Below are 24,814 nucleotides of genomic sequence, written 5' to 3' on the forward strand. Positions count from 1 at the left end.
AATGGCTGGAAAACACCTGCTCATTGTGAGCAGGAATGGTATAACTTAAAAAAAGTGGCTTAACTCGCTCTCCAGTTTTTTGGGGGAGGATCAAATTTACAGAAACACGCTTACACTATTTTAAAAAAAGTTTTATCCGTATAAGCTTGCCGCCCGGGATGCCATTGTTTTGTTTAGAGATTCTTAATTTTTTTTGCGGACAAACCTGGGCGAAAGACCGGGTTTGCCCGTGACAGTCATACTGAACCTAATTAAAAGGATTCAAAATCATCATCTCCGGCAAACCGTATCTCCTGGTCTGACCTGACTTCATTTGCACCGGACAAAAATTTATTGCCCTGACCTGAAGCCGCGTCATGTTTTTCTGAAATCGTTCGGGTTATTATCCCATACGATCTTCCGGAGTTTCTATTCTTGTCTCCGGTAACAAGGGAAACAAGATCTGCTACAAATTCTTTGAGCTGTTCTGCCTGGGCATTCAACTCTTCGGATGCGGAAGCAGACTCTTCGGCATTGGCTGCATTTTGTTGAATAACCTTATCCATCTCACCGATAGCACTATTAACCTGTTCAATTCCATCAGACTGCTCTTTGGAAGCATGTGATATCTCTGATATTAGAGCGGCTACCTTGCCTGAACTTTCAGTAACTTTACCAAACGCTTCATTGGCAGTTAAAACCAGCTTGGAACCATTATTGACCTTGTTAACGGTTCCTTCTATCAGCGAAGACGTATCATTTGCAGCATTTGCCGCCCTCATGGCCAGGTTTCTTACCTCATCTGCTACAACGGCAAATCCTGCGCCTGCTTCTCCTGCCCTGGCAGCCTCAACAGCAGCGTTAAGCGCCAGAAGATTGGTTTGAAAAGCAATCTCATCAATGGTTTTTATGATTTTAGAAGTTTTTTTACTGGCGGTTGAAATCTCTTTCATGGACTGGATGAGTTGATTCATTGATTCATTGGCAGCGCTGACAACCTGACTTGAATCTTTCATGATCATATCGGCCTGTCCTGCATTTTCAGCATTTTTCTTTGTCATTGAAGACATCTCCTCCATGGAGGACGAGGTCTCTTCTATGGAAGCTGCTTGCTCTGAAGAGCCTTCAGCCAGGGACTGACTGGTTGAAGACACTTGGCTGGAAGCTGAGGCAACTTGGTTGGCTCCTTCGCCCAGGCCCTGGATTACTATGTTCAGTGGCTTGGTAATGGTTCTTGTTATAATGAATGCAAATAAAAGACCCAGAAAAATCGCAATAATTGTTCCGGTTAGCATGATGCGGTTTGCAGTTGAAATCTGGTGTCCCATTTTTGCCTTTTGATCCACCCTTGCTAACGTACAGACTTCATTGACACCCCTTGCTGATTTGACCATGCTGTTATCGGCAGTTTCTTGTGCTTTCATAAGTTCTGTAAAATTATTAAACGCTTTATCATATTGCCGGATAGCAGCAATAACAGAAGTTATTTGTTCAATATTCCGGCTTTGTTTAAACCGTAATTTTAAATCATATGACAACGCCAGGATCTTTGCTATGTTTGTATCAACATTCTCCCGCCATTTGTTTTCTCCTTTGGTTATGATGAATTCTTTTTCGCTTTTACGACCGTCCATAAACCATTTGATAAGCCTGTTAGCATCATCCGCTTTTTTAAGCTTATCATTGATAACATCATAGCCGGCAAAATTTTTCATTGCTTGAGCCAGTTCTCGTTTTTGATCTTCCCTGATGGCTTCAGACTGTGCTAAAACTTTTCTTGCCATGGAGCGCATTTCTTCCATGGCCTTCTCTTTTTGATGATCCAGTTCCACATATTCCTTAAATGAATTGGAATAAGCAGTTGCTTTTTCAATCACCTGGTCCATCTGGTCTTTGTTGATGGCCTGATCAAACTTGTTTTTTGTTTTAGTAGCCTGTTCAACAAGCTTTTCCATATCTTCTTCAACTTTTTTTATATAAGAGTGATCCCCCCTGATAATATAATTTTTCTCCTGCTGGCGAGTGTCCAAAATTATTTTAACGATACGATTCACGTCATCGGCCTTGTCCACCCGGTCAATCACTCCTGACAGGCTTTTAAACCCGATAAAGGCAACGATACAAAGAAAAACAAGTACCAGGGCGAACCCACTGAAAATTTTCGTACCAAGTTTCATGTTTTTAAACATTTGCTCTTCTCCTTTTTATGATTTTAAATGCTTTTATAAAACTCAATTGTCCGGTTTTCAGTAAACTGAAAAAGGCTGGATAAACAGTTGTTTTAAAAAATCAGAATAAAAAAAAACGGAGCATTGAGTAAAATATAATTATTTACAAGTCTCCCTGAACGGATGAAATCGTGTTTGTTGGCAGCACCTGATCAATATTTTTGAATTGGCGGATCAATTTGTGAACAATACAAACTGGAGACGTGAAATAAGATTGATTTCATATGTATTATCAATATATTATTTGATTGTCCAGTGTTTAATTCGTTATTTTATAAAAATCAGATGAATGAATTTTTTGAAAGGAAATTAAGACCGTTTTTGAATCCAGGCTAAAGGCATAGGATCGCAAAACCCTATACATAATCAGGGGCCATAATCAAATGCCCCCGGGCGAATTGCATATCGGGAAAAGCAGGGGAAGCGCCAGTTGCGATAAATAATTTATAATAGTCAAAGCTGAACGTGTCTCCTTGCACTGTGATAACGGTTACCTTTTTTTGACTCACGGTCTATAGCTGTTGCGCGATGCACGGTCAAAAGATTTATTTTATTATTCTCAATAAACGGCCATGGCAGATTGATCTGCCACAACAAGAAAAATTAAAACTCTCATTATTACAAAATGTTAGACGGGGTTTTATATAAAAACATATAGGCTGTTTTGACGATAAATTTTTTCATGTCTCTTTTCGGGTTGGCGATATTATAGGGCATACCACAGGCAATATACGAAACATCATAGGTTTGTTCCAATACAACAACTTCAATATTGGGATCAGTTCTCTTTGACCGGCTTGCAGCAATTATCTGTGATGCATCACCACCGATAATAACAAGATTCATGATTTATCTTTTTACAGGGGGCGACAATATACATATCATGGTTTATCGCTGGTTAAAGCATTTAGCGCATTTGTCAGTAATCCTTTAAACCGGTCCAGCGTAATTGGATATGACTGCATGGGTATTCCCATCCAGTCACAATATTCAAGAAATTCTTCCGGGCTTTCCTCCATATACCGATCCAGGTATCCAATACCATCAAGAACAATGGCACCCCCGGTATGTCTTGGAAAATTTTCATTGGCAACCCCTTTGTCCCAGCCTTTAAACACCTGTCTGCGATATTTTATCCAGCCCGGTGTCATAAACCAGACCGGTTCACCACCGGCAAGTTCATTTGCCGCCTGCTCCATTTCATTGTCGTCGGCAAGCATTCCCATACAATGGGTTGCCTCAATCCTGACTACATTCATCCCTTGTTCCTCAATAATTGTTTTCATTAACCGGGTCGGGTTATCTGGATTAACATAACAGTACTTGCCGCCGTAGACCACAATCACCCCATTGGCAATGGTCTTGGCTTTTTCTATGAATTTTATAAGTTGTTTTTCAAGTTCCATAATATCCTGATGAAGACCCGGGGGTGTAAAAAAAATGTGTCGGGTATCAAGAAATCCTTCTTTTACAAGAAAATTAATTTCAGGACTCAAGGTTCCACAGGATACTATTGCAGTATTGCCAAATGATTTTTGTTCCATTTTACCTTCCTATTTTAAAATAATTATTTGCATGCCTGTTAAATTCATAACAACAATTATGCCATGAATTGAAAAAAAATCAAAATCAGCTTTTAAGAAGACAGCTTCTAAGCCGGATAAATTTTATTTTATCAATTCATGCTCTTTACTCCAGGCTTTGACTGGTTTTAAAAAATGGTACTTTTTTATAGTTTCTTAAAAGTAACGCTACCTGCTCTCTTTTTTTGATAAAAAGATAGGTGTTATAAGCGTTATACGATAATTTCATCTTATGATTCAAATTTCACCCACAAAGGGTTAAATTATGGCTTTTTAATGGTTTCAAAAAAATTCAAATCTGGTATGCTATTGACCCTGAGAGAAGGTAAAAAAGCGATAAAGGCCACTATTATGGCCGATATCAGGCCGGACCGAAAGGTAGAAAACGGCAAAAAAAATAATTAAAATTTTTATTTAATATTGGAGGTTCTTATGAAGGAAATAAATGATCTCAATTTAGCAGATGACGTAAAATATACAAAAGACCATGAATGGGCAAAATTATCAGGTGATACGGTAACCATAGGTATTAACGATTACGCCCAGGATCAGCTTGGGGAAATTGTGTTTGTTGAACTTCCTGAAATCGGTGACACTTTTTCCATAGGAGATGAATTTGGAAGCGTGGAATCGGTAAAAGCGGTTTCAGAAATTTACATTCCAATCTCAGGGGAGGTTGTAAAAATCAATGAAAGCCTTGAGGATTCACCTGAAATGGTGAATGAATCCTGTTATGATAACGGGTGGATTATCAAAATCAAACCCGATGATGTTTCACAACTGGATAACCTTATGGACAAAGCTGCATACCTTGAAATGCTGAAAGGATAAGATCCTATGCGCTATCTTCCCCATACCAAAGAAGATATTGAAAGTATGCTCAAGGTAACAGGCAATTCTTCGCTTGATGATCTGTTTGATTGCATACCGGATGATCTGAGGACAAAGGAGAAAATTGATATCCCGGAAAGCCTGTCAGAGTGGGAACTCAATACCCATATGGAAGCGCTTGCATCCGCCAATATCGCCTGTAAAAACTACAAATGTTTTATCGGTGCCGGCAGCTATGACCATTATATCCCGGCCATTGTCCCCTATTTGATTTCCCGGTCCGAATTCATGACCGCCTACACCCCCTACCAGCCTGAAATCAGCCAGGGAACATTGCAAGGCATTTATGAATTCCAGACCATGGTGACCCGGTTGCTGGGAATGGACATTGCCACGGCATCCCATTATGATTGCGGAACAGCTCTTGCGGAATCCGCCTTAATCGCCTTGAAAAAAAACAAAAAAACAAAAAAAATAGCCGTATCTTCCCTGGTTCATCCCAGTCACCGGCAGATTGTTCACACCTATCTTGCCCCTGCAGGCTATGAAATGGTTGAGATCCCCTATACAAAAGAGGGACTCACTGACATCGACGCTATTGAAGCCATGGGAGATCTTGCAGGCATTGCTGTTCAGTCTCCGAATTTTTTCGGCAACATAGAAGATTTAAGCGCCTTCAAAGCAATTGCAGACGCAAAAAAAGGGTTGTTCATTGTCTCTTTTACTGAGGCCATGGCCTATGGGCTTTTGAAAAGCCCCGGCAGCTTTGGTGCAGACCTGGTTGCAGGTGAAGGCCAGAGCCTTGGAATCCCCAAATCATTTGGCGGCCCAGGTCTGGGATTGCTTGCCGGAACCAAAAAGCAAATGAGAAATCTTCCCGGCCGGTTTGTAGGAAAAACAAAAGATGCAAACGGAAAGGACGGATTTGTTTTGACCCTTGCCACTCGGGAACAACATATCAGAAGAGAAAAAGCCTCTTCCAATATCTGTTCCAATAACGGGCTAAATGCCATGACTGCCGGGATTTACCTTGCCACGGTTGGAAAAATCGGCATCCGGGAAATTGCACAGCAAAATCATGACAAAGCCCAGTATATGAAAAACAGCCTGCTGAAATCAGGGTTTGAACCCGGATTTAACACTCCGTTTTTCAATGAATTTGTTTTAAAAGTACCAAAAGGATTTGAACAGAAAAGATCTGCCATGATTCAGGACAGCTGTATTTTTGCAGGGCTGAACCTTGAACCTTTCTATCCTGAACTCAAACAGCATTATCTGTTTTGTGCAACCGAAACAATTTCAAAAAACGACATTGATCAACTGGCAAAGGAGGTGCAATAATGAGTCAGCAACCTGGAACAAGCGGTCTTGTGTTTAATGAACCGCTGCTGTGGGATAAAAGCCGTGAAGGGCGGTGTGCCGTATCCCTGCCAAAACCGGATGTTGAACGTGCAGTTCTGGACAAAAGCCTCACAGCAGATGCACCTGAACTGCCCCAGCTGTCTGAGCTGGATGTGGTCCGGCATTACACCCGCCTTTCCCAGTGGAACTTTGGAGTGGATTCAGGCATGTACCCTTTGGGGTCATGCACCATGAAGTACAATCCCAAAACCAATGAAGTTCAGGCGGCCCGCCAGGGATTTGCCGGTGCCCACCCCTTTGCAGGAGAAGAATTTTCCCAGGGCGCGTTGGAGATGATGTATAATCTTGAGCAATATCTTGTCCGGATTACCGGATTTGATGCTGCAACCCTTCAACCGGCTGCCGGTGCCCACGGGGAATTTGCAGGCATACTCATGATCCATGCCTATCATGCAAAAAACGGAAAACAGCGTTCCAAAATAATCGTCCCGGACACGGCACATGGCACCAACCCTGCCAGTGCAAGCCTTTGCGGGTATAAATCCGTTAATATCAAATCCGGAAAAGACGGCATTCTTGAGCCGGAAGCGGTTGCAGCCGTCATGGATGAAGACACGGCCGGCATCATGGTGACCAACCCCAATACTTTGGGATTTTTTGAATCCAATATCAAGGAAATTGCAGAGATCGTACATTCCAAGGGCGGACTTGTGTATGGAGACGGTGCCAACATGAATGCCATTATGGGGATTGTAAAACCGGGGCAAATCGGTATAGATGTCCTTCATTTTAATCTTCACAAAACATTTTCAACTCCCCATGGCGGAGGCGGCCCGGGATCTGGACCAGTAGCGGTTGTCAAAGCCCTTGAACCATTTTTGCCCATACCAAGAGTGGTCAAAGAACTTGATTCCTACAGGTTTGAGACAAACTGCCCGGATACCATCGGCAGGCTTCATACCTTTTACGGACATGTCGGCGTCATGATCCGAGCCTATTCCTACATTCTTTCCATGGGAGGCAAAGGACTCAAAGATGCCAGCACACTTGCCGTTCTCAATGCCAATTATATCAAAGAAAGCCTGAAAGGCACGCTCAATCTGCCCTATGACAGCCCCTGCATGCACGAATGCGTATTTAATGACGAGCTGCAAAAAGAAAACCACATTACCACAATGGATATGGCAAAACGACTTCTGGATTACGGATTTCACCCCCCCACGGTTTATTTCCCACTTGTGGTTGAAGGCGCGTTTATGGTGGAACCCACGGAAACCGAATCAAAAGAGGATATTGACCAGTTTATTGACGCTGTCAAATCCATTGCCAAAGAAGCTGTGGAGGAGCCTGAACAATTGAAAACCGCTCCTCATCTGTCCAAGGTTACAAGGATGGATGAAGTGACGGCAGCAAGGAAACCATGCCTGAAAGGATAAACTCATCAAAGCGCTCTGCCGTATTTACAGATCTTGGTCTGATGGATTACAGCAGGGCACTTGATCTTCAGATACAAACCTTGCAATCAAAGGTTGATAACCATCTTATTAAAGACAGGATTTTTTTTGTGGAACATCCTTGTGTATTCACACTTGGAAAAAGGGGCGGAGAAGAAAATTTAACTGTTTCAAGAAAATTTTTAAATTTGAAAAACATTGATGTTGTTCAAACCGATCGCGGCGGGAACATAACCTATCATGGTCCCGGCCAGGCCGTCATGTATCCCGTTATTGACCTTGAGAAAAATAAAATCGGTATAAAGGATTTTGTCCACGGTCTTGAAGAGATCATGAAGCTCACTGCAATGGAGTTTAACATTGCTGCAGACAGAAATCCGAGAAATCATGGCATCTGGGTGGGAAATTCAAAAATCGGCAGCGTCGGGTTATCCGTCAAAAAAGGGATCTGCTTTCATGGACTTGCCATGAATATCAATACGGATCTTGAACCTTTTTCATGGATTAATCCTTGTGGGCTTACCAATGTATCCATGACATCCATTAAAAAAGAAATGGGCCTGCCCAATAAAAGGCTTGGTAAAAGCTCCAATAAAAACCCTGGTAAAAGTCTTGGTACAAGCCCTGGTGAAAATCATGATGATATTTCCATGGACCGGATAAAGAAAGCTTTTGTAAAATATTTTTCATTTGTATTTGATTATTCAATTACAATTGGGCAAGAGGACAGATTTGAAACCTGTTACCGCCATAATCCATTATCTTAAAAGGAGGAGCGATGCAGTCCCGAAAAAGACAAAAAAAACCTTCATGGCTTAAAAAAAGCCTTCCCAAAGGCTCAGATTATCAACGGGTCAAAAGCCTTCTGTCAAATGCGGGCTTGCATACGGTGTGCCAGGAAGCCAACTGTCCCAATATGTTCGAATGTTTTTCCAAAAACACTTCCACATTTATGATTTTAGGATCTGAATGTACTCGAAACTGCAGGTTCTGTAATGTTGTCTGCGGCATCCCCTTGCCGGTTGACCCGGATGAACCGGCAAGGGTTGCCAGGGCCGCCCGTGATTTAAACTTAACCTATGTCGTGGTGACATCCGTGACAAGAGATGATCTTGAAGATGGCGGTGCCGCCCATTTTGCAGATACTATCCACGCCTTAAAATCCACCCTTCCGGGCAACCCGAAAGTGGAAGTTTTAATCCCTGATTTTCAGGGAAATGTTGAAGCATTAAAAATTGTATTATCTGCAAAACCGGACGTGTTGAACCACAATATTGAAACGGTTACCTCACTGTATTATCGTGCAAGGCCAGAAGCCGATTATCAGCAGTCTCTTGATCTTTTACGCAATTCCAAAGCCATAAACAGTTCAATACCAGCAAAATCAGGTATAATGGTCGGTCTTGGAGAAACCATCAAAGAACTTGAGCAAACCATGAAGGATCTTTTTCATTATGGCTGTGATATCATCACCATAGGACAATATCTTCAGCCCACAAGAGAGCATCTGGATGTTCAAAAATATTATTCTCCCGAAGAATTCAAACTGCTTGAACAAAAAGCCAGGCAAATTGGGTTTAAAAAAGTAGCTGCCGGGCCTTTTGTTCGAAGCTCCTATAATGCACAGGATTTATTTGAAACCTGAACAGTTCCCATAAGTCATCACGAACACGGGCAGACCCTGGATTTTATACGGGTTAGCCCGCAACACAGGAAACACAATCCCAATAAACCCAAATCTATCCGTGAATCGGCATACCGGCAGCCTTTAAAGAGACTTCTCCCATAATCTCAGCCAGGGTGGGATGGGCATGGATGGTATGGGCGATATCCTCGGCACTTAACCCTTTTTGGATTGCAAGGGTTGCTTCGGCAATAAGATCGGTTGCATGGGCACCGATCAAATGAACACCCAACACCTTGTTTGATTTTTTTTCAACAATCATTTTTGCCATTCCTGCCAGTTCATCTATGGCCTGGGCTTTGCCAAGAGTCCTGAAATTAACACTGAACGCCTCCACCTCATACCCTTTTTTCTTGGCCTCAACCTCACTCAATCCAACCGTACCTATTTCCGGCATGGTAAAGATACCTCCTGGAATGACATCATAATTCATGACACTGTCTTTGCCCATGGCATTTTGGGCCGCAACAATCCCTTCATGAGATGCCACATGGGCCAGCATTACTTTTTGAGGCCCGAGGATATCTCCTATGGCATACACTCCTTTGATATTGGTTTCCAGGCGCTCATTAACATCAATCCATCCTTGTGCTGTTGTATTCAGATCAATATTTTCCAGCCCCAAATCAGAAGAGAGTGCAGACCTTCCTATGCAGACCGCCATTTTTTCAGATTGGATAACACTTGTTTTTAATTTCTTGGGTTTTGGATTGTCTGTAAACGGGGATATGTCAAGATGGATAAAAATTTGATCATTTTTTGTTTCCAAAGATTTGACAATGGTATCACAGAATACAGAAATTTTTCTTTTTTTCATTTCTCTGAGCAGCAATTTGGAGCAGTCTTCATCAACTGAGGGCAATGGAAGCAATCGTGACATGGCCTCAACAATGGTCACCTTGGAACCTAAAGCTGAAAATATGAACGCAAACTCGCATCCAATCACCCCGCCCCCGACAATCACCATGGATTCAGGTATGTGATCAATCTGCAACAGATCATTGGATGATATAACCCGGTCATGATCAAAGGGAAAATCCGGCACATTCAATGGCGTTGTTCCTGTGGCAATAATCAATTTTTCATACTCAAGCTCTTTTTTATTGCCGTCATCAAAAATAACTTCAACGCTTTTTAATGATTTTATAACCGCCCTGCCCATTTCCACGACAATGCCATTTTGTTTTAACAAGCCGGCTATCCCTTTTCTCTGGGTGTCCAGAATTTTATTCTTTTTTTGCATCAAGGCCGGCATATCAGGAGTTATTTTACCTTGAACATTGATGCCAAATTGTTCTGCTTTGAGAAATTTAAGAAAAATATCTGCCGAATTTTTCATGATCTTTGATGGAATACACCCCCAGTTCAAACAGGTACCGCCCAGATTTTCTTGTTCAATAAGTGTGACTTTTGCTCCAAGAGCAGCAGCCCTAAGTGCGGCAACATATCCGCCGGGACCTGCACCGATGACAATGAGTTTTGTTGTCATAAATAACTCCGGTTAAATTATGATTATTTTAAATTAACTGCATTTTTCCTTAAATTTTTTGGCAGTACTGATTTCAATATAAGAGGCACCCTGATCAACGCCAAAACTGCTGGCAAGGATAATAATCAAATCATCCGCCTGGAATTGTTTTTCATTCAGTAACCTGCAAATAGCTGTTTTTAAGGGTTCAGTGCTGGTCGTATCCATAGGGATATGATCGGCGAACACCCCAAAGGAGAGAGCCAGTTGCCGCATTAAACGCTTGTCGTATACCTGGGCATATATTGGGCTGTCACCCCTGTAGGCGGCAAGGGAAAGAATGATTTTTCCTTTTAATGAGCCAGCTATAATCGCCCTTGTATTCAGCCTCAAGGCGGCTTTAACTGCAGATTTGGCAAGATAAGCTGTTATTTTATTTTCAAGAGTATAGGGGACATCAAGAAAGCTGCTTTTTTTACTCTCCACTTCCTGTGCGATTTTTGCCATGGTTCTGACAGCTGTTTCCGGATATTTTCCATTGGCTGTTTCCCCTGAAAGCATTAGGGCATCCGTATGATCCAGGCAGGCATTAGCCACATCCGACACTTCTGCCCTTGTGGGCCTGGGTGATTCAATCATGGAATGCAGCATCTGGGTGGCAACAATCACTGGTTTGCGTTTTTCAATGCAGGTACTGACGATTTGTTTTTGAATCAGCGGGATCTGCTCTGTTGGAATTTCAACGGCCAGATCCCCTCTTGCAATCATCACCCCATAAGCATGATCAAGAATTTCATCCAGATTTTCTACCCCTTCGGCATTTTCTATTTTTGCAATGATTTTTATGGCGCAATTTTTTGTATCCAATATCTTTTGAACTGCCAGTACATCATTTTTATTTCTCACAAAAGAGTGGGCAATAAAATCCAGATTATTATCAGCTGCAAATTCAATAAATTTTTTATCTTTTTCACTTAAAGCCGGCAGTTTTACATGAACCGAAGGAATATTGATGCTTTTCCTGGCATTGATCACCCCGTCATTTTCCACATGGCAGCTCAAATATTCATCATCTTTTTTCATGACCGTCAAGGCGATATATCCGTCATCAATGAGTATAAAACTGCCTACGGGAATATCTTTGACAAAATCCTCATAAGACACACAGATGATATCATCCGTTGATGTTTCACCAGGAGCCCCCTTGATTCTTACCATGTCACCGTATTTTACGGCCAGGGGGGTGTTATTTTTACAGGTCCGAATTTCAGGGCCTTTGGTGTCCAGTAAAATTGCTATTTTATCCGACACCTTTCGTGTGTTTTCAATCACTTCCAGCGCATCATCATGTGTCATGTGGGCCGTGTTCAGCCGGACAACATTCATGCCTGCCTTATAAAGCCCTTCAATAAATTTTGGTGAACAATTTAGATTAGATATGGTGGCGACGATTTTTGTTTTCCTGGGCATATTCAAATCCTCCTTTACTGCAACTTTTGATGATAAAGCATTCAATTTTTGTTACTGCGTCAACCGATGAAGATTTTAGCTGGTAATCCAGGTCGCTTAAAAAAAACAGTGCGTGATTGAGTTCAATAAAAGAAAAATTTTCAGACTTTTGAAATACCTGGAAAACAGGATATGGATTTTTGGAATTGGGTGCAAGGAAAAGATCGTTGGATGTCTCTTTTTTTTTCTTTAAGGGCTTTTTATCGTTTGGATCTTGTTTTGATAAATACTCATTTCTGGCTGTAATGTCTGACTTTGTCCGTTCATCATGCTGGATGACTTTTGGCATAACAGTTTGTTTGAATGAATTAAAATTGATGTTTTTAAAATTAATGGTATGATTTTGAGAAAATTGCCGGGTAAAAGATTTTACAAGGATAAGCTTGCGAATCAGGTTTTCAAAGGATTTCAGGATCTGTAGAGGATGAAAACCCTCATTAAAAAGTGAATTTAAATAAAAAAGTGTTTTTGTAACATTTTTTTCCATAAAAGCATTTGTTAAATTAAAAATCGGATCTTTTTTATCTCTTATAATCACAGCTTTTACATCTGTGATTGAAACTGTTCTGTTGTTCCCGGAATAAACAACCAGCTTTTCAAGATTTTGAGCAAAAAGTTCCATGTTAAACCCTGTCAACTCCACCAGAGAGTTGAAGGCCTGATTATCCATGGTTTTTTTATAGCGCGTTAAAATCTTGCCGGCAACAGTTTGCAAAACAGATCTTTGCTCATCAACATCTGCTTTTCTTGCTCCTGTTGCAACAGAACCGTCTATAACCAAGCCCATGTCGGCAATAGTTTTATAGATCTTTTTTCTTTTATCAATATGGGGAGTTGTCAAAATCAAAAAATGATTTTCAGGTATCCCTTTTTCAATAAAATCCATGAAACGATCAAGGTCTGCCGGAGAAAAACCTATTTCCGGGCCACCCTGCTGTGCCTGAAACAAGGGAATATTTTTGACTGCCACAATTTTTTTGGAAACAAGGAATGAAAACGTGGACACCTGCTCAATGATATCACCCATGGAAACAGATCCGCCTTCAAGGGTTTCTATAGCAAACCGGTTCTGTTCAGATCCAAGCAAAAAGGCAGATATTATTTTGAATGACTCACGGATCAGATAAGGCTCCCCGTAAATAAGAACCAGAGGGGGGATATCATTTTGATTAACAGAACTTAGAAAGGATTCCAGTTCATAAAATTTAACATTATTATTTTTCTTTTGGGCCATAAAACAGGTTTGACCGTTTAAGTATAATAATAAGGGCAATCACAAAGACAAAAAATCCTATTCCCTGTGACATGGATATAAAATTAAAAAAGAAGGTTCCCCGAAAATCACCCCGGAAAAATTCAATAATAGACCGGAACAAAGAATAGAGCATAATATAGCTTAAAAATACCATGCCGTTGAATTTTTTTCTTTTTTGCAGCCACAGGAGAATAAAAAACAAAATCATGTTTGAAAGCACCGAATAAAGCTGGGTCGGATGCAGATAGACCCCAATGGGAGCCAATGACTCCGGGTTTGTAAATTTAACAGCTATGGGCAGATCGCACTCTTTTCCATAGCAGCATCCGGCAAAAAAACAGCCGATTCTTCCCATGGCATGGCCAAAGGCTGCGCCCGGTGAAATGATATCTGCAATTTTCCAGATGTTAAGATTTCTCATTTTAAGATAAACAGCCGTAACTATTACGGCGGCAAGAAATCCACCAAAAAAAACCAGCCCCCCGTTCCAGATCTTAAAGATATCCAGCCAATTGTTTTTATATGCGTCAAAATTGATCAATACATATAAAAACCGTGCGCCGACAAGTGCGGACACCAGGATAATAAAAAAGACATCCGTAATGGTCTGATCGGATATGTCATGGGATCTTGCATTTTTCTTTGAAATCCAGATAGCAGTCATGAACCCGATGGCAACAAAAAGCCCATAGGTGTAAAGTTTAAAACCGTAAATTTGAAGTAAAATAGGATGCATAAGTTTAAAAATCAGGAATTTTGTTAAACAGAATATGATAAATTAATATGCCCATCCCAATGCTGATGGCACTGTCGGCAATATTAAATGCCGGCCAATGGGCAGACCCAATATAAAAATCAAGAAAATCCAAAACCTTTCCATATCGGAACCGGTCTATCAGATTTCCAATGGCACCACCGAAAATCAAGGCAAGTCCATAGGACAGGAAGACAAAGTTTGCGGCACACCGTTTGTAAAACCACAAAACAAAAAGCGCAACCATAGACGACATAAACAGAAAAATAAATTTTCTGATTCCAGGGGACTGGGATGCAAAAAAGCCAAAAGCACCCCCCGGATTAAGTATATGTGTCAGGTTGAAAAATTTTTCAATAACAACGATATGATCATAAAAAGCTAAATTCAGCTTGATCATATACTTGGTGACCTGGTCAGCGACAACAATGCCACCGCTGACCAGAATCAATCTAAGCCATATGTTTTTCAAGGCTTTGTCACCTGTTTTGTTTGAGAAGCTGATATTCAATTTACACTATCTTTTTTAATGCTGCAGAACACCGTTCGCAGGCGGTTGGATAATCCGCATCAGAGCCGATACCTTCGGCAAACCGCCAGCATCTCTCACACTTGACGCCGGTTGCCTTATTGACCTTTATGGCAAGACCGTCAATCTCCTGTCCCTGATATGAGGCATCATCAATGGACTCTACCAGCACTGCATGTGAGACAATAAAGATATCACTGAGATTTTCATTTAATTTTTGAATATGCGCTTTCAATTGTGTATCCGGCAGTTTGATTTCAAGAGCTGCATCCAGGGGATGGCCTATCAGCTTATTTTTCCTTGCTTCTTCCAGGGCTTTTGTCACTTCCCCTCTCAGGGTTCTGATATTTTCCCAAATATCTGCCAGCTCTTTGTCTTCCCACTCATCATTGAGCTCAACCATGGAATCAAGGTGAATACTCTCTTTATGATCCAAACCTTTAGGAATATGCCGGTAAATTTCATCGGCTGTAAACGGCAGAATCGGGGCCATGATTTTTACAACGGCATCCAGAATAATAAACATAACTGTCTGGGCATCACGCCTTAACGGGTCAGACGCAGGTGAGGTATACAGCCTGTCCTTAATAATATCCAGATAAAAAGAAGACAGATCCACCACACAAAAATTATGCAGAGTATGATAAATGGTATGAAATTCATAATTATCATACGATGAAAGAGTTTTCTTTACCACATGATGAAGCCGGTGAAGAATAAACCTGTCAAGCCCGGACATCTCTTTGATGGGTCTCAAATCCTTTGTAATATCAAAATCTGAAAAATTGCCCAGCATGAACCTGCAGGTATTTCTGATTCGCCGGTATGCGTCTGACAATTGTTTGATAATGTTATTGGATATACTCACATCTCCCCGATAGTCGGCCGAAGCTGCCCAGAGTCTTAATACATCCGCACCATACTGCTTGATAACCGAATCCGGTGCCACGACATTGCCAACAGACTTGGACATTTTATGCCCTTTTTCATCCACAACAAATCCATGGGTGAGAACAGCTTTATACGGTGCTTTTTTGGTTCTTCCAACACTGGTCAGCAAAGAAGAGTGAAACCATCCTCTGTGCTGGTCACTTCCCTCAAGATACATGTCCGCAGGTCTTTGAAGGCCTTGCCTTTCATCCAGAACAGCCGCATGACTGACGCCGGAATCAAACCAAACATCAAGGATATTGTGATCTTTTGTAAACTCAGTCGATCCGCATTGTTCACATTTTGCACCCTGGGGCATCAAGAATTTTGCATCCTTGTCAAACCAGATATCAGAAGAGTGTTCAGTGAACAATTCATGTATTTTATCCACAGATTCTCGTGTAACATAAACTTGCTTGCAGTCTTTGCAATGAAATACCGGGATGGGAACTCCCCAGGATCGCTGCCGTGACAGACACCAGTCCGGCCGGTTTTCGATCATGGCATAAATTCTTTCACGGCCCCATGACGGAATCCAGTGAACATTGTTGATTTCATCAAGGCTTTTCTGCCGAAGGGCCATTTTATCCATTGAGATAAACCATTGAGGCGTTGCCCGGTATATTACCGGTTTTTTACACCGCCAGCAATGTGGGTAGGAATGAGAAAGATTTTCATTTTTCAGCAAAAGATTCAAGCTTGCAAGCTTTTCATTGATATTCTTATTGGCCTTAAAAATAAATTCACCGCCAAAATGCTCAACATCTTTTGAAAATACCCCATTGTCTTCAACCGGTGAATAGCATTCCAGTCCGTATTTATTGCCTGCAACATGGTCATCTGCGCCATGGCCGGGTGCAGTATGAACACAGCCTGTTCCGGCTTCAAGCGTTACATGGTCACCCAGAATGATCAAGGAATCTCTGTCATAGATCGGGTGTTTGCATTTTTTATTTTCAAGTTCTCTGGAAGAGATCTCTTTTATAATAGTATAATCCTCAACTCCAACGGTTTTCATCACCTGGTCTGCCAGATCCCTGGCAACGATCAGAACCCCTTGATTTTGAGTTTGGACTGCCGCATACACAAAATCAGGATGAAGGCATACCCCTAAATTGGCCGGAATGGTCCAGGGCGTTGTGGTCCAGATCACGACAAATATATCATCTTCAACATCCGGGAGAAGGGCTGACAGATCATCTTTGACTGGAAATTTTACATAAATGGACGCAGAGGTATGATCATGATATTCAATCTCGGCTTCGGCAAGGGCTGTCTTGCAATTACAGCACCAGTAAATGGGTTTTTTGCCTAAAAACATATCCCCGGACAATGCAAACTCTCCGCACTCTTTGGCAATCCTGGCTTCGTAAGGATAGTTCATGGTCAAATAAGGATTATCCCATTCTCCCATAACACCAAATCGCTTGAATTCATCTCTTTGAATATCAACAAATTTGGCCGCATAAGATCTGCATTCTTGTCGAACCTGGACGTCTGTCATATCTTTTTTCTTTTTGCCCAGTTTTTTGTCCACGTTATGTTCAATGGGCAGTCCGTGGCAATCCCAACCCGGAACATATGGGGCATTAAATCCGGCCATCTGCCTGGATCTGATTATAATATCTTTTAAAATTTTATTGATTGCATGTCCCATGTGCAAATGACCGTTTGCATACGGAGGGCCGTCATGGAGAATAAAAGGAGGCTTGTCTTTGGATTGTTCCCTTAATTTCTGATAAATTTTTTGTTCTTCCCATTCTTTTAATTGCTGGGGTTCGCGTTGTGGCAGATTGGCCTTCATGGCAAATTTTGTTGAAGGCAGATTCAAAGTTTTTTTATAATCCATTATTCCTCCGATATTCGGATCAGTTGATTTTCAATAATTGAACTTTTCTTTGTACGGACAAATTGGTAAAATGTCAAGAAATAACAAGCGTTTTACCTTATAGCAACTGTGTCATAAAAATTATAGTTGTTGCAAATATAAACATCAAAGTAACTTTTCTTGTGTGTCTTTAATTCTATTACACTCACAGATTCTGCTCCTTCAAAATTTTTAATTGACTTTTCATATTAAAAATGATCCTATCCTGACAGACGAAAAAATGTCCTGACAGACGAAAAAATGAATAATCTCTCATAAATTTAGGAATGGTCATGTTTAAAAGAATAACTTTTCTGCTTGTTATTATTTTTTCAATTTTTGAAGCATCAGCCTTTGCCCAGAACTATGTTGGCGGACTTAGAAACGTTAAGGGTTCGGGGGCTGTTCTTCGAAACGGGGATCAAATCACGGCCAGAGACGGAGTCAGAATCCATAAAGGGGATAAAATTATCACCGGAAAAAATGGAGCCATGGGCATCATATTTACAGACAATACAAGGATTTCCCTTGGCCCGGATAGTGAAATCATTATTAACGACTATATTTTCAACCCGGAACAAGGTAAATTCGCTTTTTTGACCGATATGGTACAGGGAACAGCCTCGTATCTTTCAGGAGCCATCGGCAAATTTTCCCCCACGTCTGTAAAGTTTAAAACGCCAACGGCTACGGTTGGAATCAGAGGTACTTTTTTTTTGGTCGAAGTTGAATCAAAATAATAAATTATGAGGTTTGAAATGTATAGACAACTTGGCATATTTCTTTTTACCTTAACTCTTTTGGCCGCCTGTTCTGCTAAAAAGGATCTATTTGTGCTTATGCCTGATCCTGGCGGCAAAGTGGGGGCGATTACCCTATACAATAATGTTGGAGAGGTTAAGCTGACAAAGGCCTTCGAATCCGTTCGATTTGCAAAGGCAAAAGCGCCCAAAGTGCCTGTTGTTATTTCTGCAGAGGAAGTTAATAAAACATTTAATGAGGCTTTGGAAGTTCTCCCCCAAGCTCCTGACAAATATATTCTTTACTTCATTTCAGGAACAACCACCCTTACCCAGGAATCAAAAAACAAATTACCCGACATCCTGAAAAATATAAAAAAAAGAATCCCATGCGACGTGTCCGTAATTGGACATAGTGATACCAAGGGAAATTATAAAAACAATTTAAAACTCTCTTGGCAAAGGGCTGTTAAAGTTAAAGAGGAACTTTTGGCCATTGGGGTTTATCCTGAACTAATCGAAGTGGCATCTCACGGAGAAGCAGCACCTCTTGTTCCAACCGGTGACAATGTTTCAGAACCTCAAAACAGAAGAGTCGAAGTTTCTGTCAGGTAAAATTGAACAATTCGACTGCAAATGATAAAATACCCGTCTACAATTTTAATTTATACCATGCAATCCGGCCTAAAAATAAAAGGACAGCGCTGCTCTTTTTTTTGGCCGGACTTTTTCCAACATTAATATTTACAATTCTTTGTGCCCTGAATCTTCCAGTATTCTCAAGCATCAGCCTTAAAATTTACGACCATTATTTATGGTCTTCCCACAATGCAACCACAACCGGAATTCCTTTAATTGTTGATATTGATGAAAAAGCCCTTAAAAAATACGGGCAGTGGCCCTGGTCCAGATTTAAAGTAGCTGATCTTATGGAAAAAATCAACAAAGATGCTCCACTTGCCGTGGGAATAGACATTCTTTTTTCTGAACCTGATGGAACTTCTTTAAAAAATATTTATGAAGATTTATCAAACCGGTTTGATTTTAAAATCAAAATTTCAGAGATTCCGAACTATCTTCATGATAATGATACATTCCTGGTAAATGCCCTGGCTCAAGGAAAATTTGTCCCAAGTATTTATTTAACTTTTACAGGTGAAAAATCATCTTATAATTGCAAATTGCACCCCTTAAAGGTAATTGTCAAATATGATAAAGGAGCCTGTGAAGATAATTTAAACTTATTTAAGGCGGATGGTATTGTCTGTAATCTGCCTATTTTTGACGATGCCGTGCAAATGTCCGGTTTTATAAACATGAATCCTGATGCTGACGGAATTTTGCGCAAAGCACCCTTGCTGATGGAATACAAAGGAAATATTTATCCCAACCTATCCTTGGCAACACTAATTTTGGCTTTGAGTCCCAAGAGCCAAGTACTTATGGTTTCCGAATATGGTGTGGAAGGCATTCTTTTGGACAAACTTTTTATACCATTAGATGATCATGGATATTTTCCCATCAACTTCAGGGGGCCTTTTCGCAGCTTTGAATATGTCTCCGCTGCAGATATACTGAGCGACAACATCCCTCAAGGTAAATTTCAAAATAAAATTGTTTTTATAGGGACTTCTGCTGCCGGGCTTAAAGATAATCATCACATCCCCTTTGATTCAACTTTTCCGGGAGTGGAAGTTCACGCCAATATTGCAGACAATATTCTAACAGAAAATTTTCTTAATCAGCCTCACGGGGTAAAGGTAATGGAAATTGCCATTGTCCTCATAACCGGATTGATTGTCGCTTTTCTTTTTATCCGGCTTAACGCCGGTAAAGGGTTGGCTGTATTTGCAATTGGGGGAGCCGGAATTTTTTTTGGTGCCCAAGCCCTCTTTGCATCTAATGGTATATTTATATCACCACTTTATCCTACCATGTCCCTTGGTTTGAATTTTTCCATTATCTATCTGCTCAAATATTATATTTCCGAACTTAGAAGGAGCAAACGAGAAAAAGAAATTGCCCAGATGCAGGAAGCTATTATCGAAGCAATCATAACGGTAACAGAGACACGAGATCAGGAAACCGGCGGACACATCAGGAGAACTCAAAACTACATTAAGATTATGGCTGAAAAACTATTGATAATTGAAAAATATAAAACAATTTTAACACCAGAGGAAACAGATGCCATTTGCAGAGCCGCCCCTCTCCATGATGTGGGCAAAGTGGGTGTATCGGATATTATTTTATTAAAACCTGGAAAACTTACCAAAGAAGAGTTTGAAGAGATAAAAGAACACACAACTTGTGGAAAAAAAATCATTGATTCTGCTTTAAATAAAGCTGAGAGAAACTATTTTTTGGAAACCGCTCTTGACATTGCTTACACTCATCATGAAAAATGGGATGGAAGTGGATACCCTCAAGGTATTTCCGGTGAAAAGATCCCTTTTTCAGGGCGACTGATGGCAATTGCCGATGTATATGACGCACTAATCTCAAGGCGTCCATACAAAAAACCCATGAAACATGAAAAGGCTGTCGATATCATAAAAGAAGGTAGAGGAACTCACTTTGATCCAGATCTCATTGATGTTTTTATTCATGTACATGAATGTTTTAGAAAAATAGCGATAGAATTTGCTGAATCTGAAGAAGATAAAGTATTTTTAAATAACGGCCATGGCAGATCAAGCCGCCACAACAAAAAATGAAAAATATTAATTTCAGCAGGTTAAAAGTTCTTTCATGTAACCGCAACGGGCAGGCTTGGTCTTTCAACCTGGCTTTCTCACAACAAAGATTGAAAGTCACTGTTTGAATCTTTGAAGACTTTCACATAAAAAACAAAGATTTAAATACATGCCGTCAATAATTTGTTGGATAAGACTCTCAAGAAACTTTATTGCCTGACAACTTGATCAGTAACCTATCTGATTTTTCAAAAGGAAGCTTGTAGTGGTCTGATTTTAAATTAAAATTATTTAATATTGCCGGTGTTATTTCCTGCTTTGCATTTTTCCCTTTCATGGCATAGATTGTACCCTTTCTATTTAAAAAAGGAGCTGCTAAGTCAACAAATCTTGAAAGGTCTGTAAATGCCCTTGATATGACAGCATCAAATTTATTTTTATAAGCATTGTTTTCATGGAGATCTTCAACTCTTGAATGGATCGCATCAATCTTATCAAGATCCAACATGCGTATGACATGCTTGAGGAAATTTATTTTTTTTCGGGAAGAATCTATGAGGACAACATTCACAGAGGGATTCATGATCTTAATTGGAATGCCTGGAAATCCTCCGCCTGATCCCAAGTCAATAACGGACTGTTCATTTCCAAGAAAAGAGGCGGCGGCAATGGAATCAATAAAATGTTTTTCTGCAATTTGTAACGGTTTCTTAATGGCTGTCAGATTTATTTTTTTGTTCCACACCATCAGCTCTCTTGAATGCACCAGCATCTGTTCTGCTTGATGATCGGATACCTTGATTTCCAAAGCATTTGATCCGTTTATTAAATGATGTTTAAATTCCCGGACGGATTGTTCTGATAAAATAGTCACAATTAATAATTTTCACTTGACAATTTAGTAGGTTAAATATATAATATTCGCTTTCATAAGCTAAGTTGAACTTCGGATTCACATTAACAAAATCGTAATAATTTAGCAATATAAAAAATATGGCAAAGCCTTTGCCAATAATTGCGTTCTTATGTCTATTATTTATGCAAAGGCAACTTTTATATTTATAAGGATGACTTTAAAATGATCAGAGATCTAGAAAGAGTAAGAAATATCGGAATCAGTGCACATATTGATTCCGGTAAAACCACATTGACCGAACGAATCCTTTTTTACACTGACAAAATCCACAAGATCAATGAAGTCAGGGGTAAAGACGGTGCAGGTGCGATCATGGATTCCATGGAACTTGAGAGAGAAAGGGGCATTACCATTGCATCGGCTGCCACCTATTGTGAATGGGACAAGCACAACATTAACATCATCGACACCCCGGGCCATGTGGATTTTACCGTTGAAGTTGAGCGATCCTTAAGGGTTCTGGACGGAGTTGTACTGATCCTTTGTTCTGTATCCGGTGTTCAGTCCCAGTCCATTACGGTTGATCAGCAGATGAAACGCTATCAAGTCCCCTGCATTGCCTTTGTAAATAAATGTGACCGATCAGGTGCCAATCCCGTCAAGGTCAGCGGACAGCTCAGAGATAAGCTGGGCCATAATTCCGTCATGATGCAACTTCCCATAGGGCTTGAGGATAAACATGAAGGCGTTATTGATCTTGTTACCATGAAAGCCTATTATTTTGAAGGTGAGAATGGTGAGAAGGTTGTCACTAAAGATATTCCGGCAGAAATGATGGATGATGCGCAAACAGCCAGGGAAGAAATGATTGATGCAGTCTCTCTTTTTTCAGATGAATTGACTGATGCCATTCTGGAAGAAAAAGAGATAACCAAAGAATTAATTATGCCTGCAGTTCGAACAGGAACCATTTCAAGACAGATGACCCCCGTATTTCTGGGATCTGCGTATAAAAACAAAGCTGTTCAGCCTTTGTTGAATGCGGTAATCGACTATCTGCCAACCCCGCTTGACATTGAAAATGAAGCCATTGACCTTGATAATGATGAAGAAACCGTTATCCTGGAAAGCACTTTTGACAAACCCACCGTTGCGCTTGCTTTTAAACTGGAAGACGGTCAATACGGCCAGTTGACCTATATCAGGGTCTATCAGGGATGCATTAATAAAGGCGATACACTGGTAAACTCAAGGGATGGAAGAAAATTCAAAGCTGGCCGTCTGATCAGAATGCATTCTTCTCAGATGGAAGAAGTAGAATCTATTCCGGCCGGACATATTGGTGCCATGTTTGGGGTTGACTGTGCGTCCGGAGACACATTTGTATCTCCAACAATCAATTACTCTATGATTGCCATGCACATTATGGAGCCGGTTATCTCCCTTTCCATAGTTCCCAAAGACAATAAAGCCCAGATCAATATGTCAAAGGCATTAAACCGCTTCACCAAGGAAGATCCTACATTTAAAACCTACGTTGATCATGAAACCGGTGATACAATTATCCAGGGCATGGGCGAGCTTCATCTTGAAGTCTATGTGGAAAGGATGAAAAGAGAGTATGGCGCAGAAGTCGAAACCGGTCAGCCAAGGGTTGCCTACAGGGAAACCATTACCAGAAAAGCTCTTTTTAATTATACCCATAAAAAACAGACTGGTGGTGCCGGGCAATTCGGCCGCATATCCGGGTTCATGGAACCGGGTGAAGAAGAGTTTGAATTTGTAAACAAGATTACCGGCGGCAGAATCCCCACACAATATATCCCGGCATGTGAAAAGGGATTTGAAGCGTGTATGGATAAAGGCCCCAAGCTTGAGTTCCCTGTAACCGGCATTAAAATCACAATTGATGACGGTGCGTTTCATGCTGTCGATTCGTCGGAGATGGCTTTTAAAGCCGCAGCCAGAGGAGCTTTTCTTGAAGCATATGCAAAGGCAAAACCGGTTATCAATGAGCCAATCATGAAAGTTGTGATTGAAACTCCCAATGAATTCCAAGGTGCCTGCATGGGCCTGATCAACCAGAGAAGAGGCATTATTCAGGGGTCTCAGGAAGAAGGCGTGATGTCTGTTATTGAATCCCAGGTACCCTTATCTGATATGTTTGGATTTTCCACTGTGCTTAGATCCGCCACACAGGGAAAGGCACAGTTCACAATGGAATTTTCAACATACAAACAGGTACCGCAGTCCATTGCAGAAGATATTGCCAAGACAAAACAGGAAGAAAAAACAAAAAAACAATAAGACCTTTTATACAAAAGAGAGAGGAAACATGCTAAAAAAAGATCTCATGCTTAAAAGCCCGGTTTCAAAAACCATTGGGATTGAAAATCTAAAAGACGGCGGGTTCGGTGCTGTTCTTTCACGAGCCGGTGTTGGAAAGACCAGGTTTCTTGTGCAAATAGCACTTGCACAACTTTTAAGCGATGAAAAAATACTCCATGTAAGCCTTGATGATCCGATAGAAAAAATAAATTTAAGATATAGCGAGGGATACACTAACCTTGTGGACAGTATCGGGTATGTTGATCCCCAGAAAGCTGTCAGGCTCTGGGAAGATATCAATCTCAACAAGGTGGGAATCAGTTACAATGAATCCACCTTTGATACGAACAAGATCAGGGATTATCTGAAAAGTTTTAAAAAAGCCGACATTCCCCTGCCCTCGATCATGATCATTGACGGTCTTGATTTTGATACTGATATTTCAGACACCCTTGAAAAACTTGAAGCCCTGCACCGTGAATTTTCCGTTTTCATCTGGTTTTCCATGAAATGTCATAGGGAAGAAAACCTTTGTGAAGATGGATTTCCGATCCAGCTTGAAACTTATAAAGACAGTTTTGACAAAGCTGTCTTTCTTCAACCGGTTGAAGATAAAATAGAGGCGGTTATTTTAAAAGACGGCGACAGAACCGATCAAAGATACCAGATGTATCCTGCTACAATGACTATAATTGAATAATTGCCCATCTGGGTTTGCTTTAACTTTTACTTGATTTTCAAACTTAAATCATAGCAGGCGT

At 40.7% G+C, this 24,814-nt stretch carries 19 protein-coding genes and 2 pseudogenes; 10 read left to right on the plus strand and 11 right to left on the minus strand.

Features of this window, described 5'->3' with window-relative positions:
- Positions 1-251: 251 nt before the first annotated feature.
- The 4 genes and pseudogenes from BLT94_RS22760 to BLT94_RS19345 form a co-directional block, all read right to left on the minus strand.
- Positions 252-935 (minus strand): annotated as a pseudogene (locus BLT94_RS22760) (methyl-accepting chemotaxis protein); the annotation flags it as partial.
- A gap of 792 nt (positions 936-1,727) precedes the next feature.
- Positions 1,728-2,168 (minus strand): annotated as a pseudogene (locus BLT94_RS22765) (methyl-accepting chemotaxis protein); the annotation flags it as partial.
- Between the two features lie 657 nt (positions 2,169-2,825).
- Complete coding sequence (locus BLT94_RS19340) at positions 2,826-3,053, minus strand: hypothetical protein (RefSeq protein WP_092237805.1); 228 nt, start codon at positions 3,051-3,053, stop codon at positions 2,826-2,828.
- A 35-nt stretch (positions 3,054-3,088) separates the two neighbouring features.
- Positions 3,089-3,751 carry a DUF1638 domain-containing protein gene (locus tag BLT94_RS19345; protein ID WP_092237808.1) on the minus strand — a complete coding sequence of 221 codons (663 nt, stop codon included), beginning with the start codon at positions 3,749-3,751 and terminating at the stop codon, positions 3,089-3,091.
- 471 nt (positions 3,752-4,222) lie between these two features.
- Here BLT94_RS19345 and gcvH point away from each other — a divergent pair, with 471 nt between their 5' ends.
- Genes gcvH through lipA form a run of 5 tightly spaced genes read left to right on the plus strand, consistent with a single transcriptional unit; the run spans position 4,223 to position 9,082 of the window.
- The gene (gene gcvH / locus BLT94_RS19350) at positions 4,223-4,621 is read left to right on the plus strand and encodes a glycine cleavage system protein GcvH (protein WP_092237811.1); all 399 of its coding nucleotides are present in this window, start codon (positions 4,223-4,225) and stop codon (positions 4,619-4,621) included.
- A 6-nt stretch (positions 4,622-4,627) separates the two neighbouring features.
- Complete coding sequence (gcvPA, locus tag BLT94_RS19355; RefSeq protein ID WP_092237814.1) at positions 4,628-5,962, plus strand: aminomethyl-transferring glycine dehydrogenase subunit GcvPA; 1,335 nt, start codon at positions 4,628-4,630, stop codon at positions 5,960-5,962.
- The gene (gene gcvPB / locus BLT94_RS19360; RefSeq protein ID WP_092237817.1) at positions 5,962-7,419 is read left to right on the plus strand and encodes an aminomethyl-transferring glycine dehydrogenase subunit GcvPB; all 1,458 of its coding nucleotides are present in this window, start codon (positions 5,962-5,964) and stop codon (positions 7,417-7,419) included. The genes gcvPA and gcvPB overlap by 1 nt, the downstream gene beginning before the upstream one ends.
- Entirely contained in the window at positions 7,404-8,204 is an 801-nt protein-coding gene (lipB, locus tag BLT94_RS19365; protein ID WP_092237819.1) for a lipoyl(octanoyl) transferase LipB, read from the plus strand. The genes gcvPB and lipB overlap by 16 nt, the downstream gene beginning before the upstream one ends.
- 11 nt (positions 8,205-8,215) lie before the next feature.
- A complete protein-coding gene (lipA, locus tag BLT94_RS19370) occupies positions 8,216-9,082 on the plus strand; it encodes a lipoyl synthase (protein ID WP_092237822.1) in 867 nt (288 codons plus the stop codon).
- 94 nt (positions 9,083-9,176) lie between these two features.
- Here lipA and lpdA read toward each other — a convergent pair whose 3' ends face one another.
- The 6 genes from lpdA to ileS are packed head-to-tail and all read right to left on the minus strand — an operon-like array spanning position 9,177 to position 17,415.
- On the minus strand, positions 9,177-10,610 hold the full coding sequence (lpdA, locus tag BLT94_RS19375; protein WP_092237824.1) for a dihydrolipoyl dehydrogenase: 1,434 nt from the start codon (positions 10,608-10,610) through the stop codon (positions 9,177-9,179).
- 33 nt (positions 10,611-10,643) lie between these two features.
- Positions 10,644-12,059 carry a pyruvate kinase gene (gene pyk, locus BLT94_RS19380; protein WP_092237827.1) on the minus strand — a complete coding sequence of 472 codons (1,416 nt, stop codon included), beginning with the start codon at positions 12,057-12,059 and terminating at the stop codon, positions 10,644-10,646.
- Entirely contained in the window at positions 12,022-13,332 is a 1,311-nt protein-coding gene (gene holA, locus BLT94_RS19385; protein ID WP_092237830.1) for a DNA polymerase III subunit delta, read from the minus strand. Before holA ends, pyk begins: the two co-directional genes overlap by 38 nt.
- Positions 13,313-14,089 carry a prolipoprotein diacylglyceryl transferase gene (lgt, locus tag BLT94_RS19390; RefSeq protein WP_092237834.1) on the minus strand — a complete coding sequence of 259 codons (777 nt, stop codon included), beginning with the start codon at positions 14,087-14,089 and terminating at the stop codon, positions 13,313-13,315. Before lgt ends, holA begins: the two co-directional genes overlap by 20 nt.
- Before the next feature lie 4 nt (positions 14,090-14,093).
- Positions 14,094-14,579: a signal peptidase II gene (lspA, locus tag BLT94_RS19395; RefSeq protein ID WP_092237937.1), complete on the minus strand. Its 486-nt coding sequence runs from the start codon at positions 14,577-14,579 to the stop codon at positions 14,094-14,096.
- A gap of 40 nt (positions 14,580-14,619) precedes the next feature.
- Entirely contained in the window at positions 14,620-17,415 is a 2,796-nt protein-coding gene (gene ileS, locus BLT94_RS19400; RefSeq protein ID WP_092237836.1) for an isoleucine--tRNA ligase, read from the minus strand.
- Between the two features lie 311 nt (positions 17,416-17,726).
- Between ileS and BLT94_RS19405 the strand changes: the two genes are divergently transcribed.
- The 3 genes from BLT94_RS19405 to BLT94_RS19415 are packed head-to-tail and all read left to right on the plus strand — an operon-like array spanning position 17,727 to position 20,890.
- The gene (locus BLT94_RS19405; protein ID WP_175530425.1) at positions 17,727-18,173 is read left to right on the plus strand and encodes a FecR family protein; all 447 of its coding nucleotides are present in this window, start codon (positions 17,727-17,729) and stop codon (positions 18,171-18,173) included.
- Between the two features lie 18 nt (positions 18,174-18,191).
- Positions 18,192-18,788 (plus strand): OmpA family protein, encoded by a 597-nt coding sequence (locus BLT94_RS19410; protein WP_175530426.1) that lies wholly within the window; start codon positions 18,192-18,194, stop codon positions 18,786-18,788.
- A 2-nt stretch (positions 18,789-18,790) separates the two neighbouring features.
- Positions 18,791-20,890 (plus strand): CHASE2 domain-containing protein, encoded by a 2,100-nt coding sequence (locus tag BLT94_RS19415; protein WP_092237845.1) that lies wholly within the window; start codon positions 18,791-18,793, stop codon positions 20,888-20,890.
- A 178-nt stretch (positions 20,891-21,068) separates the two neighbouring features.
- Here the strand turns inward: BLT94_RS19415 and rsmG are convergent, their stop codons facing one another.
- Positions 21,069-21,743 carry a 16S rRNA (guanine(527)-N(7))-methyltransferase RsmG gene (gene rsmG, locus BLT94_RS19420; RefSeq protein ID WP_175530427.1) on the minus strand — a complete coding sequence of 225 codons (675 nt, stop codon included), beginning with the start codon at positions 21,741-21,743 and terminating at the stop codon, positions 21,069-21,071.
- 204 nt (positions 21,744-21,947) lie between these two features.
- Here rsmG and fusA point away from each other — a divergent pair, with 204 nt between their 5' ends.
- Both fusA and BLT94_RS19430 read left to right on the plus strand, forming a co-directional pair.
- Positions 21,948-24,032 (plus strand): elongation factor G, encoded by a 2,085-nt coding sequence (fusA, locus tag BLT94_RS19425; RefSeq protein ID WP_092237851.1) that lies wholly within the window; start codon positions 21,948-21,950, stop codon positions 24,030-24,032.
- 28 nt (positions 24,033-24,060) lie between these two features.
- Positions 24,061-24,753, plus strand: a complete 693-nt coding sequence (locus BLT94_RS19430) for a hypothetical protein (protein ID WP_092237940.1) — start codon at positions 24,061-24,063, stop codon at positions 24,751-24,753.
- Positions 24,754-24,814 lie beyond the last annotated feature (61 nt).

This window comes from Desulfobacula phenolica, assembly GCF_900105645.1.
Classification (GTDB): domain Bacteria; phylum Desulfobacterota; class Desulfobacteria; order Desulfobacterales; family Desulfobacteraceae; genus Desulfobacula; species Desulfobacula toluolica.